Consider the following 10,361-nt stretch of genomic DNA (forward strand, 5'->3'; position numbering starts at 1 on the left):
TCGACTTGCATGTATTAGGCACGCCGCCAGCGTTCGTCCTGAGCCAGGATCAAACTCTCCATAAAAGTGTTTGATTAAGCTCAAAATAAAACATTGACGAGATATATAATCTCTTTTAATTCGCTTGGCTTTTGTTCAGTTTTCAAAGAACTCATTTGGTCACTCATTTATCAGCGACAAAAACTATTGTATCACACTAAATAATTCTGTGCAACTATTTTTTAAAAAGTGTTTTAGTTGCTTGTTAAATTATTTTGTGTCTGTTTTAGCGACAATTAATAATATAGCACACTGTTCGTTTTTATGCAAATATTTTTTTAATTTTCTTGAGAGAATGTTTTTTTGTGTCGTTATCAGCGACAATTAATATAGTACAAATAATAATTCTGCGCAACTATATTTTAATGGATATTTTTGTCATCTTTAATAATCTATCATAACTTCTTTTGGATAACAACAAATATCTTGGATAAAATAAGGTAAGTCTTCTTCTATATAATAAGGAACATATTAAAAATTCTTAGAAGAAAAGCTTTAATTACAATTACTAATTATTCGTTTGCTTTCTTTTTGCCCGTATCAACGTACTTTTACTAATACCTGTGATCTCTTCTACTTGCTTATAGGAATTGGTTGCTAACAATCCTAGCGCGTGCTCAATCTGTTTTTTACTGCACTTATTTGGTCTTCCTTCTCGAAAATCCTCTCGCCGCTTAGCAATAGCCTTTCCTTCTTGCGTTCTCATCACAAACTATGTTAGATAATCAAACGAATATTGTTAAACTATGTCGTTTTTAAGCTATTATAGGTAAAAAGGAGGGGTTATAATGTTTGAAGAATTCATAGCTTACCTAGAATCACGATTAAACCGCAAGTTAACTACGCTTGAGTATCAAGTCTTACACATTAACTACGTTAAAGCTTCCAAAAAGCCGCAAGAAAATGCTTCTTCTATCTCTTCCAGTACCAAACATTCCCTATACATTACTTAACCATATGCGTTAGAGCGTACACAGCTAGATCGCAGCGTAAAAAATACATAAAGAACACATGATAAATAGTCTACCTTGTCAAGAAATGAACATACTACGCTCTATGCTATTTCGTTTACCCAGTCCGTATAAGTCGTCTGTATTCTCGCTCGTTTGCTGTTGTTCTATGTATTGCTATTCTGCTGTGTTGGCATATGAAATAAAGCCGAGACTGCAGCTGTTTCACTTGTTTTTTTCTCCTGTAGATCGGTAGCAATTGATTGGAATAGCTCTAGTAGTGACGTATCTAATGGAAAATGAAACAGGTTAAGTACTTTTAAAAAATCACCTTCTTGTAACAATGAAAAGATTCGTAAAATTAATGAGTAATAAAATATTATAAGCGATCTTGTTATTCTGGTCAGAATGAATAACAAGACCGCTTATTTTCGTTGTAAGGGGTGCGGAAACGGTTCGAGGAATGAGGGGCCATGTGTAAAGCCTTCCAGCCAACGTAAGTAGCTTTTTGTTTACTGGAAATACTTTCACATGTGGCGGTTAAATCAAGACTAAAATGAAAAAATATCAGAAGAAATAAGGTTCCCTACTTTGTGTATATGAAAACAAAGTAGAGAGGTAGTTCCGAGGAAACTGTCTACAAAAACAGATTCATGTTGTTAGACAATCGCGCCCGATCGTGGAATAAACTATTCTACTTTTTCTTTATACGAAGTTCAGCTACTTCTTCTAATAAATGAATAAACTTTTCCTGTTCCCTCTTACTCCTTTTAAGTCGGTATACACGAATAGAACTTTCTAAATATTTTCTGACTTTTAGGCTTACAAAAAAAGAGCGATGATGTTGTTCGTTTTCATACAATTCTTCAAACCATGAGAACTGTTTTAATTTTTCTATATTCTTTTCGATTTTCTCTGTTTTTAAGCCTGTACGTCCACCACTAACAAGATCAGTATTGGATATTAGACTAAGTAAAATTGCGAATAAAGAGATAATAAAAGAACCTAGCACTCTCCAAAATTTTTTCATATACATCTCCCTAAGAATATTATGACCAGTTTATCATTGCTATAATTATTGTTGTATCTAATAATGCTAAACCTGCATATTCTCAATTACTTTTTTACATGAGTACGTGATAACGTTCCTCCACAATATGGCCCTTTTCTTGAAGAAAGACGCTTTCCTATTTCAGAAAAGCGCCCATAATGAAATAACTGAATAACTTCTATTAATTGCTTCAACAATAAAGATAAATTACTTACTTACTTTTTAAAGAAACTGATCGATACGCTCTTTTTGCCGTAAGTGGTGCCGGAAATGCATTTCGATTAGCTGAAAATAATCCTCTGCATTTAAATATCCCATTCTCCGGTGCTGAACTTTCTGGCTGACTGGAATGTCAGAGAGCTTTCTTTCTATCTCTCGCATTTTCTCAATGATTTGAAGCAGTCCTTCCTTTACCTCTTCTTTTCCCGTAGGATTTGGCGGTGTGAAATCGGGTGTATCCGGACCTTTTACTCTGATTGGAGGAAACGTTCCTTCTTTGAAAATCGATTCGCCTATTTCTGTTTTTTTACCGCCATCGTAAGCAGTGCCATTAGCACATTGCTCAATAGCTTTTAAATGAAGATAATGAGTGCCCTTTATTAAATGATTGTACATTTGTCCTAATGACCATTCATCCTCAGAAGGCTTTCTCGTAAACTCATCTAGCGAATATTTACTTAATTCTTCAATATAGTATGTAGCCACCTGTTCGAACTGCTTCAATATCTCTTTTGTATCCAATAGATCTCCCACTTTCTTTATAATTTTCTTCCTTTATAATGTTGAGTAACGTCCCAATGCTAAACTAAATAACACCTTCTGAATTAACTTCGATTTACTTACAAATAATCCCTTTTTTTCTCAAGAAAATGGCCCTTTTCATGAAGAAAGACGCTTTCCTTATTTCAGAAAAGCGCCCGTTTGTTTAATAATCATTTCAACTCAGACAATGTTTCTCCAGTCAAAATTTCAAACAAGAGGCTTGAATTTTCTTTTGTTAGTGTGTGTAACCTTTATTCCTACTAACAATTTCTAATTTATCATTTTTAGGACTTATCCAAACATCGTAGAGACCTGCTTCTTCCGGATTTGGATTACGAAACCTAAATTTATAATGTGGAGGTTCAGCCATTTCAACTTCAACGTTTTCCCAAATTGCATCGTTAATAATTTCTTTAACTTTTTGCACTTGTTCTTTTTGAGTAATTTCTCTAAAATTTTCGTAATCATTTTGGTATTCAATACGTTTTTGAACTACTATTTTCATTTCTTCGTTTTCCACTACAGGTGTAACATCAATTTTGGTTTCATCTGAGCAAGCTGTAACTGTTAATAAAAGATATGATAATAATAAAAATAATAACTTCTCATATTTCACTTTTATCCCTCCAATCATTTGTTAGACGTTTAATTTTTAGAAACGTTTCACCAATATCCTTTTTGCTAACCTGCTCTTTACTTCAATAAGAAAAAGAGCAATCCCTGCTTATTCAAGGATTGCTCCCTTTAGTTTAAGTGAGATGTTTCACATATTCATATTAAACATTAATGGTTTTCCAGATTGATAATGAACTCTATTATAATTGCTTAGTTATAAAAGCTCCAACTCCAATTATGATGTAGAATGTCATTAAGCATACAATCAACATTCCTGTCTCAATTAAATAAACCCCCATTGAATATAAGATTAGTAAAGTAGCACCACTACCAATAAGTAGAACATATAGTACAATCATCAAATAACGCTTCATAAGTATTATACTTCGTTCATCAAAATCTGGAACGTTACCATTTCTTCGTTTACTCCACTTAGAAAAAAGTACATAAAGTAAAATACCTGAGAGTGTTCCAACAATCATAGGAATAGCCAAGTCATAGTTGTATCCCCCAGTTTCATCACCAATAATATATATACCTAAAAATCCTCCAAATAATATACATCCAACAATAAAAATCATAACTAATATAAACAAAGTCCTATTTTTCATAAATTCTCCTCCTTTTCTAAATAAAACAACTCCTCAATAGGGACATTAAAATATTCTATTAATTTTAAAGCTAATTCCAGACTGGGATTATATTTATTTTTCTCAATGGCGTTTACAGTTTGTCGTGTGATTTGTAAATCTTCAGCCATCTTTACTTGTGTTATCCCTTTTTTTAATCGAATATCACGAATATGATTTATCACTTTCATTAATAATCCTCCAATCTGAGTAAAGATATCTTTACAGTTATTATATAAAAAACAAAACTGAGTGTAAAGATATCTTTACACTCAGTTTTGTTTTTTTTATTAAATTAACCTACCTCGTTACTTTAAGTGCAATCCTTCACAATCTCTAATTATTTTAACATAAATATCCAATTTAATTTGCCAAGTGTTATTCAATTATCTGGCCCTTTTCATGAAGAAAGACGCTTTCCTTATTTCAGAAAAGCGTCCGATTACGGAAGATCGTTCTAACCTAATTATGTTGCACAGATATTGTAGAAAAGCTCCCTTTAATTAAATAAGTTACTTTCGTTATATTTACACTTTTCGTTCAATTGTGTGTTTTTCCAATAAGTGTCCGGTCCATTACCTTTTAGAGTTGCATTTTTCGGTACCTGCTTAATTATAAGAAGGAGATTAAGTATATCAACTGATGATGCCATTGAGTTTAGTATTATCAAAAATTTCAATGTCGTTGTTAATAGTCCAAACACACTTAATACTAGTGGTAAAATGATGGAAATAATCATGAAAGGAGCAATTGTAATGAAGATATATCTTGATTTTGAAACCTCTTCTTCGGTTATCACAAAACCCCCGAATAGAGTAAATCCTACAAATGTTTTTTCTGATTTAATAAAATTCGGAATGAAAATCAAATGAAGTAATTCATGAAGTATTAAAAGTAAGACTAGCCAAAAAATAATGCCTAAGTTAATTGTTATTGATATTGAATCAGATGTCAGTCCAAAATCGCTCAAAGAAATAGTGGAAAAGACATTTATTACCCCGATAGAGATGATTGCATTAACAACGATTAAAGGGACAGATAACAAAATAGCGCTTATTAAAGTCTTAGGTTCTTTCATTGGAACCCATCCATTTTTAATTAGGTCCGAATGTAAACTTGGGTTACTTTTTGGCAATTTGTTTAGTATTTTCATAAACTCCCCCATTCATACCCAATTTCAAAAAAGTTGTAACTACCCGACGTTAAGTAGTAACCTTCACAATCACTTATATATTTTAACATAAATATCCAATTCCCTTGAAAGGTGTTGTTCAAGAATACGGCCCTTTTCATGCAAAAAAAGGCGCAGATCCTTATTCCGGAAATGGCCCTTTAACGGAACAACTCTATTGTCACTCAACAGTTCCTTAGTCCACCTTTCACTTCAGATGTTCTTTTCCTTTTCACTATAAAAAACACCCCTTTAGAAAAAACCATATCCAAAGGGTAGAACATCTCGACTTTTTATAACATCACGACTTTATTTTAAATCCACAATAATTCAAAATAAAAAAGACGTATGCCCATTAATACGTCAATATTTATGCTGTTTATTAGTAAGCCCCTTAGTTGTTTCACACGGTGAGTTTTGTTAAATCTATAGTATTTATTTTCATTCGAGCATTGACGTCAATTAGGTCTGTTCATTATGTTGTTCATACAATTTTTCTACATCAAATCAACCCGTTTTTTTAGTAATCGTTTTGTTTATTGGCGGACAATCCATGCATGATAAATTGAATGGTCCGTTCAATTTCCGCTTCATCATCCCATTTTCCGTCAGGGAAGAAAACATATCGGGCAAGCAGGTAGCCCATAGCACTTGAAGCGGTAAAACGAATAACGCTGGAGGCGGGCATTTCGATAATCTGCCCCTTTTCCTGATAATACTCAACAAGCTTAGTCATTCGCTCAAAGACTTTTTTTGCAACATGTTCGATGAACTGTTCTCGTAGCTCGGGATGAAACGGGATTTCTTGAACGAGGATTTTAAGAATCGGCAAGTTCTTAATTAAAAAATCCCTTCGGTTAATAATCATAGCTTTAATAAAATCTTCATATTTTTCATAGTGTTGATCGATCACTTTATATAAGTCTTTAACGATAAAAGGTCCTATCAGCTTTGACATCACCGGAGTCACTATCGACAGCAATAAGTCTTTTTTCGTTTTATAATGGCGGAAAATCGTTCCTTCTGCAACACCTGCTTTTTTGGCGATTTCATTCGTGGATGTCGCCGCATAGCCCTTTCTTGAAAAGGATTCGATGGCAGCTATGATAATTTGTTTTTGTTTTTCTGTTAATTCTTCTTCCTTAAATAAAATTTCTTTCATAAAATCTTGATCTGACATTTTTTCTCCCTCAAATCGAAAGTTCTTTCCTTCCATTATAAAGGATGGAACGAGAATTGAAAAAAATGGGCTGCTGTTAAATTTTTCGATATTTTTTTAATGCGAATATATTTAAAGTTAGGAACAGTAATGAAAAGCAGGTAAGAACGAGTAAATCAGGGTATATTTCACTCCAGCCGTAACCTCTGACCATAATGTCGCGAAGAGCATTTGCTGCATAATACAACGGAGTAAAAGGGCCGATCCAGCTTAACCATTCAGAAATCGTTTCTAAGTTAAAAAGACCTGAGAAAAATACTTGCGGTATGACGATAATAGGAATAAACTGCTGCATTTGCAGCTCATTATTGGCAAAGGATGACAAGAAAATGCCCAATGTTAATGCACATAGAGCTAAAAGCAAGGTAATTAACAGAACATAACCAAATGCCCCTTCCATCAGCATATTAAGAACAAAAATGGCGTAGGCTGCAATAATCGTCGCTTGCAGCATCGTGAAGATACCAAAGCCAAGAATATAACCAGCCACAATTTCCCAACGGCGCAGCGGGCTTGATAGGAGTCTTTCCAATGTGCCGGTCGTTCTCTCCCGTAAAAATGACACACCTGCAATCAAAAAGACAAAGAAGAAGATAAAAAATCCGAGCAGCACTGGCCCAAAATAATCAAACTGTCCCATATCAACGGAACCGTGCAAAAATTCAATGTTCAGCTCTTGTTGAACGCCGTTTTTCACTAACGGTTTAAATGCTTCCTGCACCCATTGCATCGTCGCTTGGTTCACACTTGGATCGCTGCCTTCCAGCACAATGGATGGAGCTTGATGTTCGAACAAAATGTAGCCATCGATTTCTTTTTTTGTAAGAGCCGCTTTTGCGAGTGTTTCGTCGTCATAGTCTGTAAGTTTAGCATTTTCTAAGTACAAATGATTATTTATCGGTTCTGGGATATTGACGAGTCCAACCTTTGGCACATAGCTGCCGCCGTTAAAAACTAAATGCATCAAAGTAAGAACTAAGATGGGAGCAAAAATCATTAGACCCATCGTTCGTTTATCTCTAATAAACTGCCGCAGGATTCTAATTACTAACGCTAAAATTCTCATGCTTTGCACCTCCGTAAAAGAGAAAGGCTTCTTCGATAGTGGCTGAATGAGTGTTGTTCTTTAATTCTTCAGGGGTTCCGACAGCAATTAATTGGCCGCCGCGTATCATCGCGAGCCGGTCGCATTTTTCAGCTTCATCCATCACGTGGGTTGTGACAATGAACGCCGTGCCTTTTTTCTTCAGCTCATAGAATGCATTCCAAATGCTTTGCCGCAAAACAGGATCGATCCCAACCGTCGGCTCGTCGAGGATGAGCAGCTTCGGTTCATGCAAGAGGGCAATCGCTAATGACAAACGGCGCTTCATCCCTCCAGAATAGTTGGATACTAACTTATTGAGATGATCGGTTAGCTCGACGATCTCCATGACTTCACGTATTCTCGCTTGCCGGTGCTTTTTTTTCAAGCCGTACAAGGAAGCGAAAAATTCCAAGTTTTCTTTTGCGGACAGTTCTTCATATAAAGCGTCCGATTGTGCCATATAACCGATTTTTTCAATCATTGGCAAGGAGGGCATTTTTTCATTAAACACATAAATTTCTCCTTCTGAAGGCAGCTCGAGTCCTACTAATTGTTTTACTAATGTAGTCTTTCCTGCTCCGGAAGGGCCGAGAAAACCGAAAATTTCTCCGCTAAAAATATCGAGGCTAATATTTTTTAAAACATGCTGTTTGCCAAATATCTTAGAAACATTCTTAGTGGAAACGATCATTTCTTGGTTAGGCATCATGTCATCTCCTCCATTTATAATAGTGAGTAATCACTCACTATTATCATAATACGAACCAAAAAGAATGTAAATAAGTTACAATAAAGTCATTTCATTTTAATACCCCCACACACAAAACACCGTTCGATAATGGAGGTGTTGAAAATATAGTGTTTAACTTTCTTCATCTAATCCTCTTTTTCTCAAAATAAACAACAATAAAGTTGTTTAAAATCTAAATGTTTCTTCACAATCGCGCCCGATCGTATTATAAGGTCAGCCAGTTATTTCTGGTTGACCTATTTTTATATCGATATATGATTACGGTAGCCGGGGTAGAACGTTCGCGCCCGTAGGGCCCGTCCGCAAAACAGTTCACCCCCTACTTGTAGAAACATGTTTGAGGCTGGTTGGGACTATGATCTCGCATAACAAGCGAAGCTATGATACTACAAGAAGGAATTAGAGGTAACCGGCAATCTTATTTTTGGAGGAGGAGATTTAGAATGAATCCAGTCGTTGGTCTGGATGTTTCAAAAGGGGAAAGTGAAGTTCAAGGTTTTTTAGATAAAGGTAAACCTTATCGTAAAAGCTTTTGCATAAGGCATGATCTCGAAGGTTTAGGTTTATTACTTGAGTTTCTTAAGGAAATAAAGGAGTTGACCGGTCAGCAACCTCCGGTTGTATTGGAATCTACAGGGCATTATCATACTCCAGTTGTTCAGTATTTGGAGGAACGGAATTATTTATTAATAATCGTCAATCCATTGATTTCTCATAGGGCCAAAAGTTCAAGTTTACGAAAAGTGAAAACAGATGCCATTGATGCTTATCGCCTCTGTGAGCTTTACTATAAAGAGGAGTTAGAACCCTATAAAAAACGTGGAATACGACTTTTAAACCTCCGTAATCTCACAAGGCAACATACGAGTATAACAGAGATATATGTACAAACCAAGTTACAATTTCAAGCAGTGTTAGATCAAGTATTTCCTGAATATAAAGGAGTTTTTGGTGAGTTATACTCTGTAGGATCTTTGCTTACTTTGCAAAAATATCCTACATCAGATGATATCTTAGCTGCTAGTGAGGATGATTTGGCTAATGGGATAAAAGAGTTATATAAAAAATGGGTAAAAGAAAAGGTACAAAAACTTAAGATTGCGGCAGCTCGCAACCCATTTCAAAAGACCTTGTACCAAAGTCATTTGTTGAGTATGAAAATGTATATTAATATGCTTCTTCAATACAAAGAGCATCTATCAACGTTAGAGAAAGAGATAGATACTCTCGCTAAAGAAATTGAAGAATATAAGATTATCCAATCTATCCCTGGCATTGGTGAAAAAATCGCGGCAACGATTATTTCCGAAATTGGTGAGATAGACCGGTTTAATCACCCTAAAAAGCTTGTCGCATTCGCTGGGGTTGATCCAGAGGTATTTGAATCTGGTAAATTTAAAGCCACCCTCGTGCTAATTACAAAACGTGGTTCTAGTAGACTACGGCATGCCTTGTATATGGCTGTTCGTGCTGGAATACGTGACGCTCGTAAAAAGAAAACCAGTGATGAGATAATCCCTAGAAATAAGAGATTAAGGGAATTTTACGATAAGAAACGCAGTGAAGGTAAATTGTATAAAGTCGCCGTTATTGCTTGTGTTAATAAGCTCTTACATTGGATCTATGCGATATTAAAAAATAAAACTACTTTCCAAGATGTTGCTTAGAAACTATAACTAACTAAATACAGAAAAATCTTCCATAGACAGTCTAACGGAAGGTTATTTGGCATGCGCATTTTTAGTATAACATGGGTAATTTATGTTTTTTAGTGAAAAATGTTGACAAACTATTAGCTGGTTTTGTGGAAGAACATGTTTACATAGACTAGTTGAATGCACCCGTTACTTCAAGAGTTATTTCATTTTATCAAGAGGGAAATCAAACTGAGTGAAAATTAAAATAAGAACAGTTCCCGATATAAGCCATGCTAGCAGTGGGTTTTTATAATGAATGGGGAAAATAATAAACATAAAAATAAGAAATAGAAACGAATTCCACATTTGCCACCCATTGTGATGAGAAATTAATCCTAAATGAATATTTATAATTTCAATTGAAGCGTATAGCAAAACCCAAAAAATAAA

At 34.9% G+C, this 10,361-nt stretch carries 11 protein-coding genes, 1 rRNA gene and 2 pseudogenes; 1 reads left to right on the forward strand and 13 read right to left on the reverse strand.

The window, feature by feature from the left end:
* From SAY88_RS23830 to SAY88_RS23885, 12 genes and pseudogenes are all read right to left on the reverse strand, one after another.
* Positions 1 to 65 (reverse strand): 16S ribosomal RNA (locus SAY88_RS23830); the annotation flags it as partial.
* 482 nt (positions 66 to 547) lie between these two features.
* Positions 548 to 748: pseudogene (locus tag SAY88_RS23835) on the reverse strand (recombinase family protein); the annotation flags it as partial.
* A 408-nt stretch (positions 749 to 1,156) separates the two neighbouring features.
* Positions 1,157 to 1,333: a hypothetical protein gene (locus SAY88_RS23840; RefSeq protein ID WP_332634874.1), complete on the reverse strand. Its 177-nt coding sequence runs from the start codon at positions 1,331 to 1,333 to the stop codon at positions 1,157 to 1,159.
* A 350-nt stretch (positions 1,334 to 1,683) separates the two neighbouring features.
* On the reverse strand, positions 1,684 to 2,019 hold the full coding sequence (locus SAY88_RS23845; RefSeq protein ID WP_332634876.1) for a nitrite reductase: 336 nt from the start codon (positions 2,017 to 2,019) through the stop codon (positions 1,684 to 1,686).
* 243 nt (positions 2,020 to 2,262) lie between these two features.
* Entirely contained in the window at positions 2,263 to 2,781 is a 519-nt protein-coding gene (locus SAY88_RS23850) for a DinB family protein (RefSeq protein WP_332634878.1), read from the reverse strand.
* A 256-nt stretch (positions 2,782 to 3,037) separates the two neighbouring features.
* The gene (locus tag SAY88_RS23855; protein WP_332634879.1) at positions 3,038 to 3,418 is read right to left on the reverse strand and encodes a hypothetical protein; all 381 of its coding nucleotides are present in this window, start codon (positions 3,416 to 3,418) and stop codon (positions 3,038 to 3,040) included.
* A 199-nt stretch (positions 3,419 to 3,617) separates the two neighbouring features.
* Positions 3,618 to 4,028: a hypothetical protein gene (locus SAY88_RS23860; RefSeq protein ID WP_332634880.1), complete on the reverse strand. Its 411-nt coding sequence runs from the start codon at positions 4,026 to 4,028 to the stop codon at positions 3,618 to 3,620.
* Positions 4,025 to 4,237 carry a helix-turn-helix transcriptional regulator gene (locus SAY88_RS23865; protein ID WP_332634881.1) on the reverse strand — a complete coding sequence of 71 codons (213 nt, stop codon included), beginning with the start codon at positions 4,235 to 4,237 and terminating at the stop codon, positions 4,025 to 4,027. Before SAY88_RS23865 ends, SAY88_RS23860 begins: the two co-directional genes overlap by 4 nt.
* 308 nt (positions 4,238 to 4,545) lie before the next feature.
* Positions 4,546 to 5,199, reverse strand: a complete 654-nt coding sequence (locus SAY88_RS23870) for a DUF3267 domain-containing protein (protein WP_332634883.1) — start codon at positions 5,197 to 5,199, stop codon at positions 4,546 to 4,548.
* A 538-nt stretch (positions 5,200 to 5,737) separates the two neighbouring features.
* Positions 5,738 to 6,397 (reverse strand): TetR/AcrR family transcriptional regulator, encoded by a 660-nt coding sequence (locus SAY88_RS23875; RefSeq protein ID WP_332634884.1) that lies wholly within the window; start codon positions 6,395 to 6,397, stop codon positions 5,738 to 5,740.
* A gap of 76 nt (positions 6,398 to 6,473) precedes the next feature.
* Positions 6,474 to 7,502, reverse strand: coding sequence for an ABC transporter permease (locus SAY88_RS23880; protein ID WP_332634885.1), 1,029 nt, complete (start codon positions 7,500 to 7,502; stop codon positions 6,474 to 6,476).
* Positions 7,477 to 8,229 (reverse strand): ABC transporter ATP-binding protein, encoded by a 753-nt coding sequence (locus SAY88_RS23885; RefSeq protein ID WP_332634889.1) that lies wholly within the window; start codon positions 8,227 to 8,229, stop codon positions 7,477 to 7,479. The genes SAY88_RS23880 and SAY88_RS23885 overlap by 26 nt, the downstream gene beginning before the upstream one ends.
* Positions 8,230 to 8,717: 488 nt before the next feature.
* Here SAY88_RS23885 and SAY88_RS23890 point away from each other — a divergent pair, with 488 nt between their 5' ends.
* Entirely contained in the window at positions 8,718 to 9,941 is a 1,224-nt protein-coding gene (locus SAY88_RS23890; RefSeq protein ID WP_332634887.1) for an IS110 family RNA-guided transposase, read from the forward strand.
* Positions 9,942 to 10,130: 189 nt separating this feature from the next.
* Here SAY88_RS23890 and SAY88_RS23895 read toward each other — a convergent pair.
* A pseudogene (locus SAY88_RS23895) lies at positions 10,131 to 10,361 on the reverse strand (CBO0543 family protein); the annotation flags it as partial.

This window comes from Halalkalibacter flavus (assembly GCF_036663575.1).
GTDB lineage: Bacteria > Bacillota > Bacilli > Bacillales > Bacillaceae_D > Halalkalibacter > Halalkalibacter flavus.

Excerpts from the sequence above, each read along its gene's own strand:
- SAY88_RS23845 (WP_332634876.1), bottom strand. The coding sequence starts at position 2,019 with ATGAAAAAATTTTGGAGAGTGCTAGGTTCTTTTATTATCTCTTTATTC.
- SAY88_RS23860 (WP_332634880.1), bottom strand. The coding sequence starts at position 4,028 with ATGAAAAATAGGACTTTGTTTATATTAGTTATGATTTTTATTGTTGGA.
- SAY88_RS23865 (WP_332634881.1), bottom strand. The coding sequence starts at position 4,237 with ATGAAAGTGATAAATCATATTCGTGATATTCGATTAAAAAAAGGGATA.
- SAY88_RS23870 (WP_332634883.1), bottom strand. The coding sequence starts at position 5,199 with ATGAAAATACTAAACAAATTGCCAAAAAGTAACCCAAGTTTACATTCG.
- SAY88_RS23875 (WP_332634884.1), bottom strand. The coding sequence starts at position 6,397 with ATGTCAGATCAAGATTTTATGAAAGAAATTTTATTTAAGGAAGAAGAA.
- SAY88_RS23880 (WP_332634885.1), bottom strand. The coding sequence starts at position 7,502 with ATGAGAATTTTAGCGTTAGTAATTAGAATCCTGCGGCAGTTTATTAGA.
- SAY88_RS23885 (WP_332634889.1), bottom strand. The coding sequence starts at position 8,229 with ATGCCTAACCAAGAAATGATCGTTTCCACTAAGAATGTTTCTAAGATA.
- SAY88_RS23890 (WP_332634887.1), top strand. The coding sequence starts at position 8,718 with ATGAATCCAGTCGTTGGTCTGGATGTTTCAAAAGGGGAAAGTGAAGTT.